Origin of the sequence: Janthinobacterium lividum (assembly GCF_034424625.1) — a bacterium.
Classification (GTDB): Bacteria; Pseudomonadota; Gammaproteobacteria; order Burkholderiales; family Burkholderiaceae_D; genus Janthinobacterium; species Janthinobacterium lividum.
The window spans coordinates 1,647,927-1,670,051 of record NZ_CP139976.1; the positions used below are offsets into that span (position 1 = coordinate 1,647,927).

Here is a 22,125-nt window from a genome sequence, read left to right on the forward strand (position 1 = left end):
GGACGGAGCGGGAATTACTGTGCCGCTGCTGCCGGTGCCGCCGCTGCCGTGGCAGGACGGTTCAGCCACAGGATCCAGTAGCGGGCCAGGTCGCCCACGCCGTCGCCGCCCTTGACCGTTTCCAGGACCTTGATGGCGTCATCTTTCTTGCCGGCCATGGCGTAGGAATAGCCGAGGCGCAGCTTGGCGTCTTCAGCACGCTTCAGGCCGCCCTTGGCGATGCCTTTCTGGATCAGGTCGATACCTTTGTCGAACTGGTCCATCGTCACGAAGGCGTAGCCCAGGTTGATCAAGCCCGTGCCATCCTTGCTCTTCATGGCCGACGCTTCGCCGCTGGCGATGTTTTTCGCATCGTCGGCGGCAGCCTTGTTGGCCTGGTCGCGCAGTTTCTTGTGCTTGGCGGCATTCGCGCCCGTGCCCAGCACGCCTTTGGCAAAGCCGGCGTCGAGGACTTTTTTCGCTTCCGTCGGGAAGGCATTTTGCAAGGCGATTTCAGCCATGTCGCTGTAATCTTGCGGCGACATGGTGCCGACGGCCTGGAATTGCAGGCGCAGCACGTCCAGCGCGAAGCGGTCGGAATAGCCGGCCTTGCCCTGCAAACGGCCCAGCAGGTCGGTCCAGTAGTCGTCCGACGGGTAGTAGCGCACCAGGTTTTCCATGGCGATCAGGTAGGTGGCCGGATCCTTGCTTTTCGAGCCCGTGTTGGCCAGCAATTGCAATTCTTCCAGGCTAGGTGTCTTGCCCGCTTGCTGTTGTGCCGTGATATCGGCCAACAATTCCTGTTTTGCGCGCGCAAAGTCATTGCCCAGGTAATAGGCGCGCACGATGTACTTGCGTACGCTGGCGACATCGCCCGTTTCCGTCTGGTAGCGGGTGAACCATTTGATGGCGTTCGGGTAATCCTTGGCGTTGTAGTGGTAGTTGGCCAGCGCCTGGATGAAATCGCCCTTGACGTTCTTTTCCAGCTTGCCCGATTCGATCACCGCTTCCAGTGCCGTCATGGCCATGGGCGCATTGTTGGTGGCCGATGCCAATGCCACGCGCAGGCGGTTCAGCACGAACGTTTCATACGGCGTCAGGGCTGGAATGGCGGCAGCCTGGTCGATGCGGCTTTGCACGTCGGCGTAGTTCTTGGCATCCATCGATGCCTTCACGGCGGTCGGATCGAGCAGCTTGAACACTTCAGGGCGCACCGATTCGGCCGGAGCGGCAGCCGCGGCGGCGGCTGGCTTGGCATCCTGCGCGTGCGACAGGGATGGCAGGACATTCAGGCCGATGGCGGCCAGGAGCAGGCTAAGACGGGCAAGACGGAATTGGGACATGGGTTATCCTTCAATCAATAACAAAAATACGCACCTGCACTGGCAACCGCAACATCGTGCAGTGGCATTGCCAGAGGGGCAAGGAAGCTCGAAAAACACATTTCTGCCGTTCTGCCTGCATAGGTCAAACAGAAGCGGCATGATACAAAACGGCTATTGTCACATAAACGGCTGAGCGGGTGCGGCAAACGTGCGTGCCAGGGCTTGCCCTGCGGCATCGAATAGTAGGCAGCGCTGCGCTGGCAGGTGCAGGCGCATGGCGTCGCCCGCGTGGCGCAAGCCTTCCTCGGCCGGCAGCTTGACGGCCAGCATCTCGGCCACGCCCGGCATGCTGGCGTAGACGATGGCCACGTCGCCCAGGTATTCGACATGGCTGACGGCCGCGTCGATTACGTTGCCGTCCGCATTGTCCCCGTGCTGCAGGCTGACATGCTCGGCGCGCACGCCCAGGGTCAGCCCGTCGCCCGGCGCCACGCTCCCGCCCTGCGCTTCGACGTCGATGACGGCGCCGCCGGGCAGGCGCACGGCCACCGAGCCGGGGCCGCTGGCAACGGCCGTGCAAGCGATGAAGTTCATCTTCGGTGCGCCGAGGAAGCCGGCCACGAACAGGTTGCCGGGATTGTTATACAGCGCGTGCGGACTGCCTACCTGCTCGATGCGCCCGCCATTGAAGACGACGATGCGCTCGCCCAGGGTCATCGCCTCGACCTGGTCGTGCGTGACGTAGATCATGGTGGTTTTCAGTTCCTGGTGCAGGCGCGAGATTTCCACGCGCATCTGCACGCGCAGCGACGCGTCGAGGTTCGACAGCGGTTCGTCGAACAGGAAAACCTGTGGCTTGCGCACGATGGCGCGGCCGATGGCCACGCGCTGGCGCTGGCCGCCCGACAGGTCCTTCGGTTTGCGCTTGAGCAAAGGCGTGATCTGCAGGATGTCGGCCGCGCGCTCGACGGCGGCGCGCACCTCGGCCTTCTTGTGTCCCGCCAGGGAGAGGGTGAAGGCCATGTTTTCGTACACCGTCATGTGCGGATACAGGGCGTAGCTCTGGAAGACCATGGCCAGGCCCCGCTCGGCCGGCGCGATATCGTTGGCCAGCTTGCCGCCGATATGCAGCTCGCCATCCGTGATGTCTTCCAGCCCGGCGATCATGCGCAGCAGGGTTGATTTTCCGCAGCCGGACGGTCCCACGAAGACGACGAATTCGCCGTCGCGGATATCGAGGTCGATGCCGTGGATGACCGGGTGCTTGTCGTCATACAGCTTGACGATATTCTTTAATGCGATGTGTGCCATGGACTGTGCGATTCCTAGCTTGCGCTGGCCGGCGCGGACGTGGCGCCGGCGTCAGACTGGTCGGAGGTATCCTTCGGGCCGATGCGCATGAAGCGCGACAGGATCAATACGGGCACGGCCGACACCAGCACCCACAGGAAAAACGTCTTGTAGCCGAGCGCCGTCTGGATGTCGCCGCTGATCATCTTGAACAGCACGAAGCCCAGCTGCATCACGCCGGTGGCGAACGCATAGTGGGCCGTCTGGTACTTGCCCACGGAGACCACCTGCATCATGAACAGGATCAGGCCGACGAAGCCGAAGCCATAGCCGAACATCTCCACGCTGAGCGCGGCCGTGATCAGGGTCAGGTCGGTCGGCATGCTGTGGCTCAGGTAATAGAACACCAGGTTCGGCAAGTTCATGGCCAGGATCAGGAAGAACATGGCGCGCTTCAGGCCCAGCCACGAAGTGAAGTAGCCGCCGCCGATGCTGCCCAGCAGGAATGCCACGGTGCCGGCCGTGCCGTACACGGCGCCCACTTCCGTCGTCGACAGGCCCAGGCCGCCCAGTTCGCGTGCTTCGCGCAGGAACAGCGGGCCGATGGTCTGCACTTGCGCCTCGCCGGCGCGGAACAGGATGATGAAGGCGATCATGCCCCAGATGCCGGGCTTTTTCAGGAAGTCCACCAGCACGTCCCACAGGGTGCGGCTGATGCCGGCCACGCTCTTGTCGGCCACGGCCGCATTGCGCACCTGCGGCAGCGCCCACAGGTGGTACGCGGCCAGCGACAGCATCATGGCACCGATGATCAGGAAGATCACCGACCAGGCGGGCTTGATGCCGATTTTTTTCTCCAGGTAGCCGGCCAGGATCACCAGGCCGCCCAGCGAGATGAACTTGCCCGCGTTGAAGAAGGCGCCTTGCCAGCCCGCGTAGGCCGCCTGCTGCTTGTCCGACAGGCTGGCGATATACAGGCCGTCGCAGACGATGTCGTGCGTGGACGAGGCCAGCGCGGCGACGAACAGCACGGCGATGCAGGCGGCGAACCACAGCGGCGTTTGCAGGGCCAGCGCGATCAGGCCCAGGCTCAGGCCACCGGCGAACTGGAACAGCACCACCATGGTCTTCTTGCTCGACGCCAGTTCCAGGAAGGGGCTCCACAGCGACTTGAAGACCCAGGCAAAGCCGATCAGGCCCGTCCAGCGGGCGATCTGGTCGTTCGGCACGCCCATGCTCTTGAACATCAGGCCGGCCACCAGGGCCACGGCGTAGAACGGCAAGCCCTGGGCGAAGTACAAGGTGGGCACCCAGGAAATCGGGCTGCGGACTTTTTTGCTGATGCTGATGCGCTGGTCGTGCATGGGGGCTTCCTTATCGAGAGACGTTTTCATTTGACTGCGCCGTCCATGCCGCGCATGAAGAAGCGTTGGGTAAACAGGAAGGCGAGCAGGGTCGGCACGATGGTGATCAGGGTGCCGGCGGCGATCACGCGCGTGCTGCTGCCGAAGGTGCCGCGCAAGTACAGCACGCCCACCGACAGGGGGAATTCATCGGGTTTGCTCATGACGATGGAGGGCCAGATGTATTCATTCCACGATTCGACGGCCGTCAGGATGCCGACGGTGGCCAGCCATGGCGTAATCAGCGGCAGCATGATGCGGCTGAAGATCACCCACTCGGTAGCGCCATCGACACGCGCCGCGTCGATCAGGTCTTGCGGCACTTCCTCGAACGCCTGCTTGAGCAGCAAGATGGCCACGGCCGTCACCACGTTGGGCAGGATCACGCCTGTGTAGGTATCGACCAGGCTCATTTGCGTGATGGTGATGAAGTTGACGAGGAAGTTGACCTCGGACGGCAGCACCAGGGTGGCGAGGATCAGGCCGAACACGAGCTTGCGGCCACGGAATTTCAGGCGCGCCAGCGGATACGCGGCCAGTGAACACAGCAGCAGTTTCCAGAATACGGTAAACACGGCGATCAGCACGGAGTTCTTGAAGAACGACCAGATCGGGATCGCATTGAACACTTCGATGAAGTTGTCGAAGGACGGCGCCTTCGGCCAGAAGGTGGGCGGGAAGGCGAAGATATTGCCTTCCGTGGAAATGGCCGTCACCAGGGTCCACCAGAAGGGGAAGACGCAGACGACGGCGATCGCGCACAGCACGGCATAGTGGCCCAGTATGTGCAGGCGCGTTTTCAGGGAGCGGGAACGGGTTTTCATGGTAATTCCCTGTCAGCGGTGCTTCGGTTTGAGGTAGCGCAGACACAGCAGGGCGATGCCGATGCAGAACAGCGAGACGACGAAGCTGGCCGCCAGCGCGCGCGGCAGTTTCAAGTGCTTGAGGCCCTGGTCATACGCGTAGTACAGCGCCGTGAAGGTGGAATTCATCGGGCCGCCCTGGGTCAGCACATCGACTTCCTGGTAAGCCTTCAGGGCCGCCAGCACGGACAGGATGGAGCACAGCATGATGGTGGGGCGCAGCATCGGCACGGTGATCTTCCAGAAGCGCTGCCAGCGGTTGGCGCCATCGAGCATGGCTGCTTCCTGCATGTCCGACGGGATCGATTGCAGGGCCGCCAGATACATCACCATGTACCAGCCCAGGCCGCGCCACAGGGTGACGAACATCACGGCAAACAGGGCCAGGCTGTCGTTCGACAGCCAGCCCACGGGCGCGTTCACCAGCTTCAAGGTCATCATCACGTAGTTCAGCGCGCCCTGTTCGTGGAACATGAAGCCCCACATGATGCCGACCACGGAAACGGTGGTCACCACGGGCACGTAGAAGGCGGCGCGGAACAGGCGGATGCCGGGCAGGCGGTTGTTGACCAGCACGGCCAGCACGATGGCGCCCACCTGCACGAAGGGCACCATCAGCAAGAACATCAGCGAGTTTTTCAGGCCCGAGACGAACATCTCGTTATTGAAGATGTAGCGGAAGTTATCGAGGCCGACGAAGCGCGTCTCGCGTATCAGGCTGTAGTCGGTGAAGGCCAGCACGGAACCGTAGCCGACGGGCCAGAATGAAAAGGCGGCCAGCAGCAGCAGGGCGGGGGTGAGGAAAAGCCAGGCTTGCACGGTATGGCGGTGGGTAAGTTTCATGGCGTCCTCAGTGGCGCGGCAGGGTGGCCAGCTTGCGGTTCCAGATGGCGACGGCCTGGTCCAGCGCCTGCTTCACATCCTGCTTGCCCGTCACGCCCGCCTCGACGGCTTTCACCAGCGAGCGGCGCAACTCGTCGTAGTCGTCGATGCCGGCCACGTACAGGGTGCGCGAGTGGCCCATCGACAGGGCGCCGGCGGCCACCGCCTTTTCGGCCGCACCCGCGTTCTGCGGCGTGGCGAGAAAGAACGGGTCGGCCGCCGCTTTCACCGTGGTGGGGAAGACGCTGGCCTGCTTGGCGAAGGCCAGCTGGTTCTCGTCGTTCGTCAGGAAGCGCGCGAACTTGCCGACCGATGGCAGCTGGCGCGCCGGCACGCCTTTCGGAATGGCGAAGTGTACCAGCCAGCCGCCGTCGGCGATGCCGGTCGGACCCAGCGGCGCGGGCGCCACGTCGGTGATGGCGTAGATGTCTTTCGCATCGCCGCGGATGCGCTGCATGGCCGTGGGCGGCGCCAGCAGCATGCCCAGGCGGCCGCCCTTGTAGGCGTCGATCACGGCGGGGAAATTGTCTTCGGCGAACAGGCTTTCCTTCAGCAGGCCGCCCACTTTATAGGTGTCGGCCAGTTTCTGCACCAGCGCCACGTGCTGCGGCGAATTGAAGACGGCGCGGTTCCCGGTGATGACGGCCAGGCCCTGCTGCATGAACAGGCCATCGATCTTCGAAAGGGCGGGCGCGATGCCGGCCTTGCCCGTGCGTTGCGCGATCTGCCGCGCGTACGCCAGTTGTTCATCGAGGCTGGCGGGGCCGCGCGTGAGGCCCGCCTGCCTGAAAATGGCGGTATTGAAGGCGATCACCGCGACATTGCTGTACATGGGGAAGCCGTAGGTGGCGCCCTTGAAGCGCAAGTCGTCCAGGGCGCTGGGAATGTAGCTGGCGCGCGCTGGCGCGATCAGGCCATCGACGGGCGTGAGCAAGCCGTCGCGCGCAAATTCGTCGGCCCAGGGCACGTTCAGGCTGACCAGCGCGGGCGGCGTGCCGGCCACGATGCGCGTGACCAGCTTGGTCTGGATGACGTCCCACGGGAAGTCGATCCATTCGATCTTGACGTCGGGATTCTGCGCCTCATAGCGCGCCACCACCGCATTGAAATACGGCGTGAACTTGGGCTTCATGCTGAAGGTCCAGAATTCGATTTTCTCGGCAGCACATGCCTGCGGCGCGAGCAGGCCCGCGCAGGCAACAACCGCCAACAGTCTCTTGATCGTCATTTTTATCCTGGAGCGTGGCGCTCCAATGTCCATGAGTCCGCGGCGCGGGTACATGCCCTTGCCGTCGCTTATATTCGGGTGCTTCTGCCGGCAGCCGCGCCCCGTGCCGGGGGCGGGTTGCCGGGTACTGCTTAATTGGTTTTCGTGACCTTGCTCAGGTGACGCGGCGCATCCGGGTCCATGCCGCGCGCGGCCGACAGTTTCGCCGCCATCACGTAGAAGGACTGGATGGCGACGATCGGATCGAGGTCCGGCGTGGCCGCCACGGGCAGGGTCAGGTCGCGCTCGGCCACATCGCTTGGCGCCGCCAGCAAGACCTTGGCGCCACGGCCGCGCATCTCCGTTGCCAGCTGCAGCAGGCCGGCTTGCGTCGGGCCGCGCGTGGCGAAAATCAGCAGCGGGTAACCGTCTTCGATCAGGGCCATCGGGCCGTGCTTGATTTCGGCGCCGCTGAAGGCTTCCGCCTGCAGGGCCGAGGTTTCCTTGAATTTCAGCGCCGCTTCCAGCGCCACGGGGAAGCTGATGCCGCGTCCCACGACCATGATGTTGCGGGCCGGAGCCAGCACGTCGATGGCGGGCGACCAGTCGATGCGGGTCGCTTCGAGCAGCGCTTCAGGCAGCGCTTCCAGGCCCGCCTGCAGTTCAGGGTCGTTCTGCCACTGGGCCACCATGCGCGCGCCGGCGACCAGGCTGGTGATGAAGCTCTTCGTCGCGGCAACGCTTTGTTCCTTGCCGGCGCGCAGGGGCATGGCCCATTCGGCGGCGTGCGCCAGCGGCGACTCGATATCGTTGACCAGGGCTACGGTGGTGGCGCCGCCGTCGCGGAAGTAGCGGATCGGCTCGACCACGTCAGGGCTCTGGCCCGATTGCGAGATCGAGATGGCCAGGGTGTCGCGCGTCACCAGCGGTGACTTGTTCAGGGTCACCAGTGACATCGGCAGGGACGCGACGACACGGCCCAGGCGCGCCATGATCAGGTAGGCGACGTAGTTGCAGGCGTGGTCCGAGCTGCCGCGCGCGATGGTCAGCGCGGTCGAGAACGAGGTGCTCCTCAATTTGCGGCCCAGTTCCGCGTAGCGTTCCGTGTCGCTGGCCAGTTGCAGGGCGACGCATTCGGCGGCGGAAATGGCTTCTTTAAGCATCATTGAGGTCACAGATTTCTCCTTCTATATACACAGCTTTGAGTTTGAGATCGCGATCGAGTACCACCAGATCGGCGTAAGTACCGGGGGCCAGCCGGCCGCGTTCTTCCAGGCCCAGGTAATCGGCGGCGTTGGTCGACACGCGCTTGGACGCATCGGCCAGGTCCAGTCCCAGTCCCACCAGGTTGCGCAGCGCCTGGTCCAGGGTCAGGGTGCTGCCCGCCAGCGTGCCGTCGGGCAGACGCACGCCGCCCATGCATTTCTGCACGGCGTGGCGGCCCAGCATGTATTCGCCGTCCGGCATGCCGGTGGCGGCGGTCGAATCGGTGACGCAGTACAGGCGCGGGATGGCGCGCAGGGCCACCTTGATGGCGCCCGGATGCACGTGCAGCAGGTCGGGGATCAGTTCGGCGTATTCGGCGTGCGCCAGGGCGGCGCCGACCATGCCAGGCTCGCGGTGGTGCAGGCCGCTCATGGCGTTGAACAGATGCGTGAAACCCATGGCGCCGTGTTCCAGCGCGGCCACGCCGTCTTCATAGGAACCGAGCGTGTGGCCGATCTGCACGCGCACGCCGGCATCGGCCAGGGCGCGCACCAGGTCCAGGTGGCCGGCGATTTCCGGCGCGACGGTGATGACGCGCAGCTTGGCCAGGGTTTGCAGGCGTTCGATTTCGGCCAGGTTGGCGGCGCGCGCATAGTTCGGCTGCGCCCCCAGCTTGCCGGAATTGATGTACGGGCCTTCCAGGTGGGCACCAAGCACGCGCGCCGTGTTCGGGCGGCGGTGGTTGGCGGCGATGCCGATGGCCGTCAGGGCCATGTCGATATCTTCCGGCGGCGCCGTCATGGTGGTGGCCAGCAGGCTGGTGGTGCCGTGGCGCGCATGGATGGCCGCGATGGTGTAGACGGCTTCGCCGCCTTCCATGATGTCCTTGCCGGCGCCGCCGTGCACGTGCAGGTCGATAAAGCCCGGCAAAATATAGTCGTCGCTGTTGCCCGACGGGTGAAGGGATTCGCCCGTGATGCTGTCGACGCGCTCGCCGAAGGCGATGGCGCCGTGGATCCAGCCGCCGGGGGTAAGGATATTGCCTTTGATAGTGCTGCTCATCTGCGCGACTCCGCTACGAATTCATAATAATCACTGCGGCAATACGAGTGGGTCAGTTCCACCGCTGCGCCGTTGTCGAGATAACTGACACGGGTGATGTGCAGCATGGCTTCACCCGTCTTGATATTGGCCAGCTTGGCCTGTTCCGCCGTGGCGTTGACGGCGCGGATATGCTGCAGCGCGCGCATCGGGATGGTGCCGCGCGACTCCAGGTAGCCGTACAGCGAATCGGTCACCTGTTGCGGGTCCGGCATGTAGAGCGCGGGGATGGTGGTCGTTTCGATCGCCATCACCACTTCGTCGGCCGTGCGCAGGCGGCGCAAGCGCGCCACCGGCATGTGCGGCGACAATCCCAGCGACAGCAGCTCCAGCGGCGCGGCCGAGCCGATATCGCGCTGCAGCCAGCGCGAGCCGGCGGTAAACCCCCGTTGGCGCAACTCTTCCGAAAAGCTCGTCAGGCGCGACAGCGGCTGTTCCAGCTTGGGCGTGATGTAGGTGCCCGAGCCGCGCTTGCGCGTCAGCATGCCCCGGTCGCACAGCATGTCGATGGCCTTGCGCGCCGTGACGCGCGAAATTTCCAGGATGTCCGACAGCACGCGCTCGGAAGGCAATGCCTGGTTGGCGCGCCAGTCGCCGCTGGCGATGCCGTCCGACAGCATGTTCGCCAGCTGCATGTAGAGCGGCGTGTCGCTGGCCGGATTGGGTTTGAAGGCGGACAGTTTGGCCAGCATGGTCATTGCTCCTGCAAGTACTTGCGTATCAGGCGCAGGCCGCCTGCGGCCGAGTCGCCCTGTGCCGGCACGACCAGTTGCAATAAGTCCGCCGGCAGGTAGCTCGACAAGGGCGCCGCCAGGCCGCCGCACAGGGCCACGGGCAAGGTGCCAGCCGGATCGAGCGCCCTGGCGATGAGGGCGATCTGCTGCCCCGCATCCATCAGGATGGTGCGCGCCACCGCATTGCTGGCCGCGTGTTCGAGCACCAGCCGCGCCAGTTGCGCGAAATTGGTCTGGCTGGCGGCGGCCAGCCACACCTGCATGGCGTCGCGCTGGCCGCCGCAGGCATCGATGATGGCCGTGGCGAAGGCGCTGCCGGGCACGCGCCCGTCGACCACCTGCTGCGCGTGGTTGATGGCGCGCATGCCGATCCAGGCGCCGCCCGCCTCGTCGCCCGAGGGGAAGCCCCAGCCGCCCACTTCATGGCGGCTGCCGTCCGCGTGCAGCACTTCGCCCACGCTGCCCGTGCCGATGGCAACGATGGCGCCCGGCTGGCCCGCGTGCGCGCCCAGCAGGGTGGTCAGTGCATCGGATTCGAGTGCCACAAAGGCATAGCCGGGATTGTGTTCGACGAAGCTGGCGGCCCACTGCTTGTTGTGCACGCCGGCCAGGCCCAGGCCGATGGCCATGCGCTGCAGCGGCGGCTGTTCCAGGCCGGCGGCGCGGAAGGCCAGGGTGACGGCATGCGCCACGGATGTCCAGGCCCGTTCGATGCCCAGTCCCAGGCCGGAAGGGCCGCTTTGTCCCTGCGCCAGTTCCTGGCCATCGAGGCGCGCCAGGCGTACGCGGGTTCCGCTGCCCCCGCCGTCGACGCCGATTATGTATTCGATCATGTTGTGCAGTCCCGCGTTTGGTTGAATGCGCCTGTCTCGGTTCTTTTATTTGTCGGGCGGCGAAAAAGCTGAAGGCACTATATTGTCGCCCAGATGGCTTGTCAACAGGTATTTAAGTGGTATTAACAAATGCGTTGCACGATGGCGCGCCGTGCCCGAGGGTGTGATTGCAAGTGTTTGTTAATAAAGGAGTTTTTGTGCGTCATGAATGGTATTGAAATTGGCCTTGTTTAATGCCAATTTTTTCAGACTGGTCTGTGCTCGGTGTTGCGTTATTGCTTGTATGCATGCTTGGCAAGGGACGCCATGAAGAGTAAAGTCCGCCTTTTACACCTGAGTTGGAAGAGCATGATGAACGACAAGGCAGCAAAGAGCGAGTACTGGGACGACTGGCAGCAAGAGGCGCTGGCCGCCGGCGTGTCGGCGCCGCTGGCCGCGCTGGGCATGGAAATGATGCGCACGCACCGCAAGAACCGCTGGCCGAAGGATTTCCTGGGCCGCGAAAGCGATGGCCCGGTCATGATCGAAATGTGCCTGGAAGACGAGGCGGAAACGGAATTGTTCTTTATCGAGAACCTGTATCCCTACGATGCGGCGCTGATCGAAAAGACGCGCCGCCGCCTGTGCCTGCACTGATAGTGCGCTGACGTGTGGATGGAACGGCCGCCTTGCGCGGCCGTTTTCACGTCAGGTACTGAATTTTTCGCTGCTGGGGCGCGCGCGCATGCGCAGGCTCAGCAGCAAGATGGCGACCAGCAGCAGCGAATGGGTGCCCGGTTCATGCGGGCCGGAGGCGTGCCGGCTGGCGTTCGGTGACTGGAAGCTGGCCAGTTGCATGGCCAGGGTGGCGGGCGCCGCCTGGTAGGCGGCCACTTGAATCGGCGGCGTGTCTGCCGCATGCATGTTGCCAGCGGCCCAGAGTGACAGGGCCGCGCCCAGCAAGATCATCTTTCTCATCATATTGTCTGTTTCCGCCGAGGGCTGTAAGTCGATAACACATGGTCCCGCCGTATGCCGGCCCATGTCCTGTCCCCAGTTGGTATGCTTTCCGGCGCTGCTCATGCCGCACCGAAATGATATCTATTTATAAATTTCGTGTATTAAAACATAATAAAATAGAAATGCAAACGTCTTTTTGCAAATAAGTGCATGCGCTGCCTGTGCTTGCCGGGTGGGATTCATTGCATGGGGGAAATGACGTGGCATTTTCATGGGGGAGTGTCATAATGGCCCAGGCATTTCCGCCCAGGCATGGAGTAGATGATGAGCAAGGCACAGGACAGCAAGAAGGAAGCCAAGAAGGAACCGGCCAAGAGCATGAAGGAAAAGAAGGAAGCCAAGAAGGTCAAGAAAGAAGAGCGCAAGCGCTGATCATGCGCGTGCGCTGTGCATCGATGCGCCCGTGGCGTGCGCCGGCCCTGCTGGCGGCGTTCGCCTTGCTGGCCATCGGCGTGCCCGTGTCCGGCGTGCTGGCGCAGCAAAAGCCGCCGCCGTCCACGTTCGGGCAAGTGGTGGGCAATGCCGTGCTGTGCATCGACCAGATCGACAACAAGGCCTTCTATGCCTATTTGCTGACGGCCTTCGGCCCGGCCTACAAGCATGAAGGGGGCGCCTACTGGTTCCGCACGGACGCCACCTTGTGGGGCGCGCCGATTACCGACGTCATCGTCAGCGACGACACCAGCCCCCTCGTCTTCATGGGCGTGGTGGCCGACGCGACGCCGGAAAAGCTGGAGCCCGCCATCCGCGGCGCCTCGGGCCTGCGTTTCAATAAACTCGACAATTCCGCCTTTCCTGTCCGTGGTTCCGTGCCTGGCAGTAAAATCGTCTACTTCCGCAGCAAGGCGAAAGTGTATTGCGCCAAATACAAGCCGTTGCCGCCCGCCCGCACCCGCTGAGGGGTTCGGCCTGGCGCCGCGCATTTTGATCGTTTCATCCGCAGGGTCTCCATGTACACGCATTATTTCCAGCTCAAGCAATCGCCGTTCTCGATCGCCCCCGATCCGCGCTACCTGTTCATGAGCGAACGCCACCGCGAAGCGCTGGCGCACCTGCTGTATGGCGTGGGCAGCGGTGGCGGCTTCGTGCTGCTGACGGGAGAAATCGGCGCCGGCAAGACCACCGTGTGCCGCTGCTTCATGGAGCAGATTCCGGAAAACTGCCAGCTCGCGTATATCTTCAATCCGAAACTGTCCGTCGAGGAATTGCTGCTGTCGATCTGCGAGGAATTCCGCATCGCAGTGGTGCCCGGCGTGGCCAGCGTGAAAGGCTATGTCGACGCCATCAATGCGCACCTGCTGGTCAGCCATGCGCAGGGCAAGAACAATGTGCTGATCATCGACGAGGCGCAAAACCTGTCCGCCGCCGTGCTGGAGCAGCTGCGTTTGCTGACCAACCTGGAGACGAGCGAGCGCAAGCTGCTGCAGATCATCCTCATCGGCCAGCCGGAATTGCGCGCCATGCTGGCCCGGCCGGAACTGGAGCAGCTGGCGCAGCGCGTGATCGCCCGCTATCACCTGGGGTCGCTGACGGCGGACGAGACGGCCAGTTATATCCGCCACCGCCTGGCCGTGGCGGGCAGCACGGCGCAGACGCCGTTCGCGCCGCGTCTGATGGCGCCCATCCATGCCATGAGCCACGGCGTGCCGCGCCGCATCAACCTGCTGTGCGACCGCGCGTTGCTGGGCGCCTACGTGGAAAACCAGCCGCAGGTGACGCGCCAGATCCTGCGCCGTGCCGCCGAGGAAGTGTTTGCGGAAGAGGGCAAGCCGGCTGCCGGACGGGGCCTGCGCTGGCTCCACGTGACGGGCGGCGTGCTGGCCGGCGCCGTGGTCACGGCCGCGCTGGCCTGGCATTTCATGCCGCGCCCGTCCGCTGTACCTGCCGTGGCAGCCTCTGCGCCGGCCGCATCCAGCGTGGTGGTTGCCGCCGCATCCGCGCCCGCGCCCGTCAGCGTGCCGGACCGCAACGCCGTGCTGCGCCAGCTGGCCAGCCTGTGGGGCGAGCAGTTGCCGGCCGGCGACGCTTGCCAGGCGGGCGCCCGCGCCGGCCTGCGCTGCCTGCACAGCCGGGGCGGCATCGCCGAACTGCGCGTGCTGGACCGTCCCGCCATGCTGGCCTTGCGCGGTGCGGAGGGTGTGGAGCAGCTGGCGCTGCTGACGCGCTTGCAGGACGAGACCGCCACACTGATGCTCGATGGCAAACAGCAAAGCCTGCCGCTGGCCCAGTTGGCGCAGCGCAGCGATGGCAGTTTCACGACCTTCTGGCGCGCCCCGCGCAACTGGCGCGACGAAGTCCCGCTGGGTGCCCGCGGCGCCGACGTGGACTGGCTGGCGCAGCGCCTGGCGCAACAGCAGGGCTTGCCGGCGCCGGCGGCCAATCTGCCGCTTGATGCCGAGATGCAAGGCCTGTTGCGCGCCTTCCAGCAGCGCCAGAACCTGCGGGCCGATGGCCTGGCAGGCCCGAAAACATTCATACGCCTGATGCAGCTGGGTGACAATTCGGAGCCGCGCCTGAGCAGTGCAGCTCCTGCCGTGGCGGCGCCCGCTGCGACGGCGATGGTGGCGGGGAAATAAGATGTCCTACATACTTGAAGCATTGAAAAAATCGCAAGCCGAGCGCCAGTTGGGCGAGTTGCCGTCGATCCACGCACCGCAGGTGCAGCTGCACGACACCGCCGCGTCTGGCGTGGCGCGGCGCGCGCCCGTGTGGCTGGCGCTGGGCGGCGTGACGCTGGCCGTGGCCGCCGCACTGCTGCTGTGGCAGCCTTGGCAGGCAGCGGCCAACGCGCCTGCGGCGATTCCTGTCGCTCCAGCCGTGCTGGCCCAGGCCGTGCCCGCGCCGATGCCGGCAGCTCCGCCACCAGCGGCTCCCGCGCCTGCGCCAGTTCCCGTCGCGCAAGTCCCCCCCGTGCCGGCGGCGGTCACCGCCGCCCCCGTGCACTATGCCAGACCGGTGCCGGAGCCGAAACAAGAATCGCCAGGACAGGCTGCTCCTGCCGTCCCCGTTGCGGCGCCGGCCATGCCCGCGCCCGCGCCGCCAGCCGAAGAGACGGTGCCCGGCATGCGCGACTTGCCCGAGCCGATACAGCGGCAAATCCCCCAGGTTGCCATCGGCGGCTATATCTACTCGAAGAATCCGGCCGACCGCCTGTTGTTGATCGACAAGGTCCTGCGCCACGAAGGCGAGGAATTGGCGCCCGGCCTGGTGCTTGAAAAGTTGCAGCCGAAGGCAGCCATCTTCAGTTTCAAGGGCTACCGCTACCGCGTGCCGTATTGAGTTGTTGCGCATCAAGACCGGACCGCCATCGCTGAACCATACTGGCCAGGCCTGGTCGAACCAGGGTCGCTGCGACCGTGTGCGCGGCCGGGGAGTTCCGATGATTGCTGCCGCCGCTGGTGAGGGTGTCCTTGATGTGGGTGTGCCTGGAAACCTGGCGCGCATCGACCATATCGTCGTGCTGATGATGGAAAACCGCTCGTTTGACCACATGCTCGGCTACCTGAGCCTGGAAGGCGGGCGCGCCGACATCGACGGCTTGCAGGCCAGCCATGCCAACGTGCATGCGGGCGTGACCTACCCGGTGCACCATTTGCGGCGCACGGCCTTCGGGCCGCAGCAAGACCCGTCGCATACGGGCATGTCGGTGGCGCAGCAATTGCAAAACAATAACGGCGGCTTTGTCGGCGACTATGCGCAAACGCATCCGGGCGACCCCGATATCGACCTGGTGATGGGTTATTACAATGGCGCCGACTTGCCCATGTACGATTTCCTGGCGCAGCAGTTCTGCGTCTGCGACCGCTGCTACAGTTCCGTGCCGGGCGCCACCTGGCCCAACCGCCTGTATGCGGTCAGCGGCAAGGCGGCCGGCAGCCGCGACAGCAAGCGCGTGCCCCTGTATGCGAACAAGTCCTTCGTACGCCACCTCGAGCGTGCCCAGGTCAGCTGGAAATTTTATTCCGCCTGGAAGCCCTGGAGCCTGGCGCTGACGGATGACCATTACCGCTCGTCCGAATGGTACGAACCGTTCGGCTCCAGCGCGCGCCGCTATGGCTTCATCGGCGATGCGCTGGCGGGCACCTTGCCCTCAGTCAGCTGGATCGATCCGCATTTCTTTGAGAATGACGACCATCCGCCGGCCGATATCCGCGCCGGCCAGGCGCTCGTGGCGCAGGTCTACCAGGCCCTGTCGCGCGGACCGGCCTGGGCGCGTACCTTGCTCGTCCTCAGCTATGACGAACATGGCGGCTTTTTCGACCATGTGCCGCCTGGCGCCGCCATCGACGACGACCCCGCGTTTCGCCGCTACGGCGTGCGCGTGCCCATGCTGCTGGTGTCGCCGCTGATCGCGCCGTGCAGCGTCAGCCACGAGGTATACGACCACACGTCGATTATTAAAACCATCCTGCAGCGCTTTTGCCGCGCCGCCGATGGCACCTTGCCCCAGATGGGCGCACGCGTGGCGGCCGCCAGCGGCCTGGGCGCCGTGCTGACCCTGGCGCAAGCGCGCGCAGCGCCCGCCGTGCCCGCTGCGGTGCTGGCGCAGCGCGCCGCATGGGACGCGGATGTGCGGGCGCAGGATTTCGCCCTGCTGGCGCCCGCCTGCCCGTCTGATGGCGAGGTGGCCGCCGCTGCCGCCGTATCCTTCCAGTCCGATGCCGAGGCGGGCGCGATCGCCGCCCATCGGCAATTGGCACGCACGGCCAGGAATGCGCAGGCGGTGAAAAATCAAACGGCGAATAAAACGGCGGGCAGGACCGCGGACAGGCGCCGGCGGCAGGGCGGCAAGCCGGCGTCCGCCGGCGCCGGGAATGGCGGAAAATCCACAGGCGCTTGACTTGGGCGATGAGGTGGGCAATGCACGGCGCCTGCGCCAGGCGGTGGCGCCCGTGGGGCTGCGTATAATCATTCCTTCTCAATCAAGGAGTGACCATGCACGATGCGATGCCCGCACACCCGGTACTCGGTGTGATCGGCCGTTCCGGTAGCGGCAAGACGACCCTGCTGGAATTTGTGGTGAAGGAACTGGCGGCGCGCGGCTTGCGCGTCAACCTGGTCAAGCACAGCCACCATGACCTGGCGCTGGAACCGCCGCAAAAGGACAGCGCCCGCCTGCGCCTGGCCGGTGCGGCGGAAGTGCTGGTGGCGTCGCCGTACCGCTTTGCCATCGTGCATGAGCTGCGCGGCGCGCCGGAACCGAGCCTGGCGCAGCAATTGGCCCGCATGGGACCGGCAGACCTGACCCTGGTCGAAGGTTTCAAGACGGACCCCATCCCCAAGCTGGAAGTGTTCCGCCCGGAAGTGGGGCAAGCGCCCCTGTATCCGCACGACCCGCATGTGGTCGCCGTCGCGTCCGACAGCCCGGCGCCGGCCGATTTGCGCGAGGGTGTAGCATGGCTGGACTTGAATGCGCTCGAGCACGTGCTGGCCTGGCTGCTGCACAGATTGGAAAAATAAGCTAAAGGTTTGCCGGCGGCATCCGTTAACAAGGGTAGAACCTCATTGGAGAAACGTATGGACGTCGGAAGCATTGCTCAACTGTCAACCACGATGGCGGAGACAGGCACGCGGCAAGCCGTCGGCTTGACTGTCCTGAAAAAAGCCCAGGATATCCAAAGCTCGACTGCCACAGCCTTGCTGGCAGCGCTGCCACCGGTACAGTCGGCGCCGAGCCTGCCGGCCCACCTCGGTAACCGCATCAACACGACAGCCTGAGCGCAGTCCCGCGGCGCCGGTCTGGCGCTCGCCATCGCTATGCCCACACCACCGTCATCGACGGTGCGAGTGGGCGTTTTTGTCTGTCTTCCTGCCTTCCCTTCCTTTCTGTAAATTGACTAATTGACCATGGTTCGCCATGGCGCGGCCAATTCAGTAAAATGATGTCCACCACCTCGCGTTGCCCATGGCGCAGCCCGGGGCGCGCCATCACTTTGACCCATGCAAGAGGAATCACCATGAACAAACGTCAAGCTCTCATCGCTGCCGCCCTCGCGGGCATCTGCGCCGGTACCACCATCAACGCGGCCGCACACGATGGCCCCGCCCCCGGCGACAAGGAAAAATGCTATGGCGTGGCCAAGGCGGGGCAGAACGATTGCGCCTCGTCCGATGGCGCGCATTCCTGCGCCGGCCAGGCGGAAGCGGACAACCTGCCCACGGAATGGACGTATGTTGCCAAGGGCACGTGCGAACAGGCGGGCGGTTCCGTCAAGCCCATCAAGGCCGGCAAGGCTGCCAAGCCGGCCACGCAACCGTAAGCGTCCGCCGCCTGCCCATGCCGCCGACCATCCAGGCCCTTGCCGGCGTCGGCCTGCGCGCCGTGCACTACCGCGACTTCCTGGCGCGCCGGCCCAAGGTGGGCTGGCTGGAAGTACACACTGAAAATTATCTGCAGCCGTCGGGCTGGGATCATCATGTGCTGCAGACCCTGCGCCAGGATTACCCGATCAGCCTGCATGGCGTGGGCCTGGGCCTGGGTTCCGCGCGCGGTTTTTCCGAGGCGCACCTGCAGCGCGTGCGCGCCGTGGCCGAGCGCATCGAGCCCGCCCTCGTGTCGGAACACCTGTGCTGGGGCGCCGTGGCGCAGCGGCAACTCAACGATCTGTTGCCGCTGGCCTTGAATGGCGCCGCCCTCGATTTGCTGTGCGCCAGAGTGGGGCGGGTGCAGGATGTGCTGAAAAGGCCGATCTTGCTGGAGAATGTCTCCACTTACCTGCGTTTTGCCGACGATGCCATGAGCGAGGCGCAATTCCTGGCGGAACTGGCGCGCCGCAGCGGCTGCGGCCTGCTGCTCGATATCAATAACTTGTATGTGAACCAGTGCAACCACGGCGAAGACGCCTTGACGGCCATGCAGTCCATTGCGCCGGGCAGCGTGGGTGAGCTGCACCTGGGCGGCCATCTGCTGACGCCGCATGCCGTGGTCGATCACCATGGCGCCGCCGTGGCCGATCCCGTCTGGGACTTGTATGCGGCCGCCTTGCTGCGCTTTGGCGCCGTGCCCACCCTGGTCGAATGGGATACGGATCTACCGCCGCTGGATATCCTGCTGGGCGAGGCGGACAAGGCGCAGGCCATGCTGGCGCGGCATGTGCCGCAGACGCCATGGCAGGGAGCGACGCTGTCGTCCTCGCCAGCGCCAGTGCCGCTTGACGCGCTGGCGGCTGGCCAGCAAGCGTTTGCCGCAGCCTTGCTGGATACGGCGGCAGCCTTGCCGCCGTTCGCGGGAGACGCGGTGCCACAGCGTTTTTCACTGTACCGCGGCAGCCTGGGCGCCAACTGGCGCCGCACGCTGAGCCAGGTCTACCCCGTCGTGCTAGCGCTGGTGGGGGAGGAATTCTTTGGTGGCCTGGCGCACGCGTATGGCCGGCAGATGCCATCCGATAGCGCTGATTTGAATCGGTTTGGCGCCCGTTTCGCCGATTTTCTCGCTGTGTTCCCGCCCGTGGCGGAGTTGCCCTATCTGCCGGACATGGCGCGCCTGGAATGGGCCTTGCATTTGGCACATTACGCAGCCGATGCGCAGGGCCTGGCGCCAGAGGCGCTGGCCGCCCTGCATCCCGATCAACTGGAAGCGCACTGTTTTACCTTGCATCCCGCTTGCGTTTTGCTGGCGTCCGGCTGGCAGGTGGCGGCCCTATGGCAGGCGCATCAGGATGGTGAAGGGCAGGGGATGTTTCCGCAAGAGATGCAGGTGGCCAGCTACGCGCTGGTATGCCGGACGCGCTGGAAGGCGCAGGTGCTGGTACTGGATGCAGCCGCGCATGCGGCATTGCTGGCCTTGCAGCAGGGGCAGACCTTTGGCGCCGCGCTCGATGCGGCGTTCGAGCTGGATCCGGCATTTGACCTGGCCGCATACTTGCGCCAGTGGCTGGCGCATGCGGTATTGACGACCTGACGGTTTAGTACGCCTATCAAAACCTACTACGCGTCGTAATTTGCGGTCTGCGATGCTCACTGTACCTTCGTACAGTTGCGCTTCTCAACCACAACTTCCTTCCGCTCGCTACGGTTTTGTCAGGCGTTGTTATTCGAAGGCCCGCAGCACACGCGCTTCGCCTGTCTGATCGCGGTACAGGGTATTCGCGGCCAGGGTGGCGTCCATCATGCGCGTCACTTGCTCTTCTTCAAAGCGGGCCAGCTCGGCCGTGGCCGCGACGAGGGCCAGTTCCAGCCTGGCGCGCGCGCCCTGGTACAGGCTGCTGGTGTATTTGTCTGTGTTACGCAGCAATTCTTCCGCGTTTTCTATTACCTGGCGCAAGTCGCCGATCAGGCGTTCCTGGCTGCGCGTACCTTGTTCGGGATGGTCCATGGCGCTTCCCTTCTGCAATCGATATTTATCTGGCAATAACGACATGTTGCAGCTTGATCCAGGCAGCCGGCTGGCAGCGGTGATGGCTGGAAGCATGGGGCTGCTTTCGCGCCCCATGCCGGCATCAAGCGGGGCCGACGACCGTGATCCGGATATCGCCCACGCTGACGACCTGGCCGGCGCGGATCTTGGCGGTCTTGCGCAATTCCTTCTTGCCATCGACCTTCACCACGCCGCTATCGACCATGACCTTGCCTGCGCCACCGCTGTCGCACAGGCCGACCAGCTTCAACAGCTGGTTCAGCTCGACGAACTCGGATGTTAAATCAAAGCTTACTTTTTGCATTGTATCCCTTATTGCAATGATGTGTTTTAAACACTTGATGACGACCTCAACTAATCCCTAGTTTACCTGAAGCCGCCAGCAATGCAGGGTGCAGCCTCAGCTTTTGTTGGGACGCGTCATCTCCAGGGGCACGATCCAGGCACTGAATTGCTCTTCCGTCACAAAGCCCAGGGCCAGCGCCGCTTCCTTCAGGGTCGTGCCTTCATGCTGGGCCTGCTTGGCGATTTGCGCCGCCTTGTCGTAGCCGATGTGCGGCGCCAGCGCCGTGACCAGCATCAAGGAACGCTCCATCAGTTCGGCGATGCGTTCGCGGTTCGGCGCGATGCCGTGGGCGCAATGCTCGTCGAAGCTGCGCATGCCGTCGCCCAGCAGGCGCGCGCTTTGCAGAAAGTTGTGCGCAATCAAGGGTTTGAAGACATTCAGCTCGAAATTGCCCGAGGCGCCGCCCACCGTGATGGCGACGTCGTTGCCGAAGACCTGGCAGCACAGCATGGTCAGCGCTTCGCACTGGGTAGGATTGACCTTGCCCGGCATGATGGAGCTGCCCGGCTCATTTTCAGGGATGGTGATTTCGCCCAGGCCGGAACGGGGACCGGAGGCCATCCAGCGCACGTCGTTGGCGATTTTCATCAGGGCCGTGGCCAGGGTTTTCAGTGCGCCATGGGCGGCGACGAGGGCGTCGTGGGCGGCCAGGGCGGCGAACTTGTTGCTGGCCGTCTCGAACGGCTGGCCCGTCAGGCGCGCCAGCTCGGCCGCGATGCGGCCGGCAAATTCCACGTGGGCATTCAAGCCCGTGCCCACGGCCGTGCCGCCGGCGGCCAGTTGCAGCAGCGGCGGCAACGCTGCCGTGATGATGTGCTCGGCAAAGTCCAGTTGCGCCACGTAGCCGGAAAATTCCTGGCCCAGGGTCAGCGGCGTCGCATCCTGCAAATGGGTGCGGCCGATCTTGACGATGTCGGCAAATTCCGTGGCTTTCGCATCCAGGGTGGCGCGCAGCTGGCGCAGCGGCGGCAAGACCGTGTTGGCAACGGCCAGGGCGGCGGCCACGTGGATGGCGGTCGGAAAGATATCGTTCGAGGACTGGCCCAGGTTGACGTCGTCGTTCGGGTGCAGCAGGCGCTCGGCGCCCCGCAAGCCGCCGATCAGCTCGGAACCGCGGTTGGCCAGCACTTCGTTCATGTTCATATTGCTTTGCGTGCCAGAGCCCGTCTGCCAGACGGCCAGCGGGAATTCTGCGTCGTGCTTGCCGGCCAGCACTTCGTCGGCCGCCTGCGTGATGGCCACGGCTTTCTTGCCATCTAGTAATCCCAAGTCCAGGTTGACGTGGGCGGCCGCGCGCTTGACGGTGGCCAGGGCGGCGATCAGTTCGGGCGGCATCTTTTCCGTGGAAATGTGGAAGTGCTCGAGCGAGCGCTGCGTTTGCGCTCCCCACAGCCGGTCGGCGGGTACGTCGATCGGGCCGAAACTGTCGCGTTCGATTCTGCTACTCATGACATCCCTTTCATCGATAGAGGTGGATCGAGTGTACTCCAGGCGTCAAAAAAGCACAGGATGATGCTGTATTGCATCATTTTTTGCCCTGACCCATCTATATTTTTGCGATTTCCTGCCGTTAAAGACAGGCGAGTTCCCCTTCTTATCCT

23 protein-coding genes are annotated in these 22,125 nt (G+C 64.3%); 9 read left to right on the top strand and 14 right to left on the bottom strand.

Annotation, left to right across the window (positions count from 1 at the left end; all coding sequences use genetic code 11):
• Nucleotides 1–14 precede the first annotated feature (14 nt).
• The 10 genes from U0004_RS07405 to U0004_RS07450 form a co-directional block, all read right to left on the bottom strand.
• On the bottom strand, nt 15–1,322 hold the full coding sequence (locus tag U0004_RS07405) for a tetratricopeptide repeat protein (protein ID WP_070257505.1): 1,308 nt from the start codon (nt 1,320–1,322) through the stop codon (nt 15–17).
• 159 nt (nt 1,323–1,481) lie between these two features.
• Nucleotides 1,482–2,615 carry an ABC transporter ATP-binding protein gene (locus tag U0004_RS07410; protein WP_070257506.1) on the bottom strand — a complete coding sequence of 378 codons (1,134 nt, stop codon included), beginning with the start codon at nt 2,613–2,615 and terminating at the stop codon, nt 1,482–1,484.
• Between the two features lie 14 nt (nt 2,616–2,629).
• Complete coding sequence (locus tag U0004_RS07415) at nt 2,630–3,958, bottom strand: MFS transporter (RefSeq protein WP_052140085.1); 1,329 nt, start codon at nt 3,956–3,958, stop codon at nt 2,630–2,632.
• Nucleotides 3,959–3,984: 26 nt separating this feature from the next.
• Entirely contained in the window at nt 3,985–4,821 is an 837-nt protein-coding gene (locus U0004_RS07420) for a carbohydrate ABC transporter permease (RefSeq protein ID WP_070257507.1), read from the bottom strand.
• A gap of 12 nt (nt 4,822–4,833) precedes the next feature.
• Nucleotides 4,834–5,703 (bottom strand): carbohydrate ABC transporter permease, encoded by an 870-nt coding sequence (locus U0004_RS07425; protein WP_034781832.1) that lies wholly within the window; start codon nt 5,701–5,703, stop codon nt 4,834–4,836.
• A 7-nt stretch (nt 5,704–5,710) separates the two neighbouring features.
• Nucleotides 5,711–6,970, bottom strand: coding sequence for an ABC transporter substrate-binding protein (locus U0004_RS07430; protein ID WP_070257508.1), 1,260 nt, complete (start codon nt 6,968–6,970; stop codon nt 5,711–5,713).
• A 131-nt stretch (nt 6,971–7,101) separates the two neighbouring features.
• Nucleotides 7,102–8,115 carry an SIS domain-containing protein gene (locus U0004_RS07435; RefSeq protein ID WP_070257509.1) on the bottom strand — a complete coding sequence of 338 codons (1,014 nt, stop codon included), beginning with the start codon at nt 8,113–8,115 and terminating at the stop codon, nt 7,102–7,104.
• Entirely contained in the window at nt 8,105–9,217 is a 1,113-nt protein-coding gene (gene nagA, locus U0004_RS07440) for an N-acetylglucosamine-6-phosphate deacetylase (RefSeq protein ID WP_034781839.1), read from the bottom strand. The genes U0004_RS07435 and nagA overlap by 11 nt, the downstream gene beginning before the upstream one ends.
• Complete coding sequence (locus tag U0004_RS07445) at nt 9,214–9,948, bottom strand: GntR family transcriptional regulator (protein ID WP_052140116.1); 735 nt, start codon at nt 9,946–9,948, stop codon at nt 9,214–9,216. Before U0004_RS07445 ends, nagA begins: the two co-directional genes overlap by 4 nt.
• A gap of 2 nt (nt 9,949–9,950) precedes the next feature.
• Nucleotides 9,951–10,823 (bottom strand): glucosamine kinase nucleotide-binding domain-containing protein, encoded by an 873-nt coding sequence (locus tag U0004_RS07450; protein ID WP_070257510.1) that lies wholly within the window; start codon nt 10,821–10,823, stop codon nt 9,951–9,953.
• Between the two features lie 348 nt (nt 10,824–11,171).
• Here U0004_RS07450 and U0004_RS07455 point away from each other — a divergent pair, with 348 nt between their 5' ends.
• Entirely contained in the window at nt 11,172–11,459 is a 288-nt protein-coding gene (locus U0004_RS07455) for a hypothetical protein (RefSeq protein WP_034759823.1), read from the top strand.
• A 51-nt stretch (nt 11,460–11,510) separates the two neighbouring features.
• Here the strand turns inward: U0004_RS07455 and U0004_RS07460 are convergent, their stop codons facing one another.
• Nucleotides 11,511–11,783 (bottom strand): hypothetical protein, encoded by a 273-nt coding sequence (locus tag U0004_RS07460; protein WP_139144179.1) that lies wholly within the window; start codon nt 11,781–11,783, stop codon nt 11,511–11,513.
• 413 nt (nt 11,784–12,196) lie between these two features.
• On the opposite strand from U0004_RS07460, the gene U0004_RS07465 reads away from it, so the two are divergent.
• The 8 genes from U0004_RS07465 to bufB all read left to right on the top strand — a co-directional run bounded on the left by U0004_RS07465 (nt 12,197) and on the right by bufB (nt 19,722).
• Nucleotides 12,197–12,721 carry a hypothetical protein gene (locus U0004_RS07465; protein ID WP_070257512.1) on the top strand — a complete coding sequence of 175 codons (525 nt, stop codon included), beginning with the start codon at nt 12,197–12,199 and terminating at the stop codon, nt 12,719–12,721.
• 51 nt (nt 12,722–12,772) lie between these two features.
• Nucleotides 12,773–14,398: an ExeA family protein gene (locus U0004_RS07470; RefSeq protein ID WP_070257513.1), complete on the top strand. Its 1,626-nt coding sequence runs from the start codon at nt 12,773–12,775 to the stop codon at nt 14,396–14,398.
• Nucleotide 14,399: 1 nt separating this feature from the next.
• On the top strand, nt 14,400–15,101 hold the full coding sequence (locus U0004_RS07475) for a general secretion pathway protein GspB (protein ID WP_070257514.1): 702 nt from the start codon (nt 14,400–14,402) through the stop codon (nt 15,099–15,101).
• 100 nt (nt 15,102–15,201) lie between these two features.
• Nucleotides 15,202–16,662: an alkaline phosphatase family protein gene (locus U0004_RS07480; protein WP_139144180.1), complete on the top strand. Its 1,461-nt coding sequence runs from the start codon at nt 15,202–15,204 to the stop codon at nt 16,660–16,662.
• Nucleotides 16,663–16,757: 95 nt separating this feature from the next.
• Nucleotides 16,758–17,282, top strand: coding sequence for a molybdopterin-guanine dinucleotide biosynthesis protein B (gene mobB / locus U0004_RS07485; protein ID WP_070257516.1), 525 nt, complete (start codon nt 16,758–16,760; stop codon nt 17,280–17,282).
• A 57-nt stretch (nt 17,283–17,339) separates the two neighbouring features.
• Nucleotides 17,340–17,540: a YjfB family protein gene (locus U0004_RS07490; RefSeq protein WP_034781856.1), complete on the top strand. Its 201-nt coding sequence runs from the start codon at nt 17,340–17,342 to the stop codon at nt 17,538–17,540.
• A 239-nt stretch (nt 17,541–17,779) separates the two neighbouring features.
• Nucleotides 17,780–18,082, top strand: coding sequence for a BufA1 family periplasmic bufferin-type metallophore (locus tag U0004_RS07495; protein ID WP_034781859.1), 303 nt, complete (start codon nt 17,780–17,782; stop codon nt 18,080–18,082).
• A gap of 17 nt (nt 18,083–18,099) precedes the next feature.
• Entirely contained in the window at nt 18,100–19,722 is a 1,623-nt protein-coding gene (gene bufB / locus U0004_RS07500; RefSeq protein ID WP_070257517.1) for an MNIO family bufferin maturase, read from the top strand.
• Nucleotides 19,723–19,851: 129 nt separating this feature from the next.
• Here bufB and U0004_RS07505 read toward each other — a convergent pair whose 3' ends face one another.
• The 3 genes from U0004_RS07505 to fumC form a co-directional block, all read right to left on the bottom strand.
• A complete protein-coding gene (locus U0004_RS07505; protein ID WP_034781863.1) occupies nt 19,852–20,136 on the bottom strand; it encodes a hypothetical protein in 285 nt (94 codons plus the stop codon).
• Between the two features lie 124 nt (nt 20,137–20,260).
• Entirely contained in the window at nt 20,261–20,482 is a 222-nt protein-coding gene (locus U0004_RS07510) for an RNA-binding S4 domain-containing protein (protein ID WP_034781865.1), read from the bottom strand.
• A gap of 96 nt (nt 20,483–20,578) precedes the next feature.
• Complete coding sequence (fumC, locus tag U0004_RS07515; protein ID WP_070257518.1) at nt 20,579–21,973, bottom strand: class II fumarate hydratase; 1,395 nt, start codon at nt 21,971–21,973, stop codon at nt 20,579–20,581.
• Nucleotides 21,974–22,125 lie beyond the last annotated feature (152 nt).

What these genes read in the sequence shown, in the direction of transcription:
- U0004_RS07405 (WP_070257505.1), bottom strand. Translation starts at nt 1,322, where the DNA reads ATGTCCCAATTCCGTCTTGCCCGTCTTAGCCTGCTCCTGGCCGCCATC.
- U0004_RS07410 (WP_070257506.1), bottom strand. Translation starts at nt 2,615, where the DNA reads ATGGCACACATCGCATTAAAGAATATCGTCAAGCTGTATGACGACAAG.
- U0004_RS07415 (WP_052140085.1), bottom strand. Translation starts at nt 3,958, where the DNA reads ATGCACGACCAGCGCATCAGCATCAGCAAAAAAGTCCGCAGCCCGATT.
- U0004_RS07420 (WP_070257507.1), bottom strand. Translation starts at nt 4,821, where the DNA reads ATGAAAACCCGTTCCCGCTCCCTGAAAACGCGCCTGCACATACTGGGC.
- U0004_RS07425 (WP_034781832.1), bottom strand. Translation starts at nt 5,703, where the DNA reads ATGAAACTTACCCACCGCCATACCGTGCAAGCCTGGCTTTTCCTCACC.
- U0004_RS07430 (WP_070257508.1), bottom strand. Translation starts at nt 6,970, where the DNA reads ATGACGATCAAGAGACTGTTGGCGGTTGTTGCCTGCGCGGGCCTGCTC.
- U0004_RS07435 (WP_070257509.1), bottom strand. Translation starts at nt 8,115, where the DNA reads ATGATGCTTAAAGAAGCCATTTCCGCCGCCGAATGCGTCGCCCTGCAA.
- nagA (WP_034781839.1), bottom strand. Translation starts at nt 9,217, where the DNA reads ATGAGCAGCACTATCAAAGGCAATATCCTTACCCCCGGCGGCTGGATC.
- U0004_RS07445 (WP_052140116.1), bottom strand. Translation starts at nt 9,948, where the DNA reads ATGCTGGCCAAACTGTCCGCCTTCAAACCCAATCCGGCCAGCGACACG.
- U0004_RS07450 (WP_070257510.1), bottom strand. Translation starts at nt 10,823, where the DNA reads ATGATCGAATACATAATCGGCGTCGACGGCGGGGGCAGCGGAACCCGC.
- U0004_RS07455 (WP_034759823.1), top strand. Translation starts at nt 11,172, where the DNA reads ATGATGAACGACAAGGCAGCAAAGAGCGAGTACTGGGACGACTGGCAG.
- U0004_RS07460 (WP_139144179.1), bottom strand. Translation starts at nt 11,783, where the DNA reads ATGATGAGAAAGATGATCTTGCTGGGCGCGGCCCTGTCACTCTGGGCC.
- U0004_RS07465 (WP_070257512.1), top strand. Translation starts at nt 12,197, where the DNA reads ATGCGCGTGCGCTGTGCATCGATGCGCCCGTGGCGTGCGCCGGCCCTG.
- U0004_RS07470 (WP_070257513.1), top strand. Translation starts at nt 12,773, where the DNA reads ATGTACACGCATTATTTCCAGCTCAAGCAATCGCCGTTCTCGATCGCC.
- U0004_RS07475 (WP_070257514.1), top strand. Translation starts at nt 14,400, where the DNA reads ATGTCCTACATACTTGAAGCATTGAAAAAATCGCAAGCCGAGCGCCAG.
- U0004_RS07480 (WP_139144180.1), top strand. Translation starts at nt 15,202, where the DNA reads ATGATTGCTGCCGCCGCTGGTGAGGGTGTCCTTGATGTGGGTGTGCCT.
- mobB (WP_070257516.1), top strand. Translation starts at nt 16,758, where the DNA reads ATGCACGATGCGATGCCCGCACACCCGGTACTCGGTGTGATCGGCCGT.
- U0004_RS07490 (WP_034781856.1), top strand. Translation starts at nt 17,340, where the DNA reads ATGGACGTCGGAAGCATTGCTCAACTGTCAACCACGATGGCGGAGACA.
- U0004_RS07495 (WP_034781859.1), top strand. Translation starts at nt 17,780, where the DNA reads ATGAACAAACGTCAAGCTCTCATCGCTGCCGCCCTCGCGGGCATCTGC.
- bufB (WP_070257517.1), top strand. Translation starts at nt 18,100, where the DNA reads ATGCCGCCGACCATCCAGGCCCTTGCCGGCGTCGGCCTGCGCGCCGTG.
- U0004_RS07505 (WP_034781863.1), bottom strand. Translation starts at nt 20,136, where the DNA reads ATGGACCATCCCGAACAAGGTACGCGCAGCCAGGAACGCCTGATCGGC.
- U0004_RS07510 (WP_034781865.1), bottom strand. Translation starts at nt 20,482, where the DNA reads ATGCAAAAAGTAAGCTTTGATTTAACATCCGAGTTCGTCGAGCTGAAC.
- fumC (WP_070257518.1), bottom strand. Translation starts at nt 21,973, where the DNA reads ATGAGTAGCAGAATCGAACGCGACAGTTTCGGCCCGATCGACGTACCC.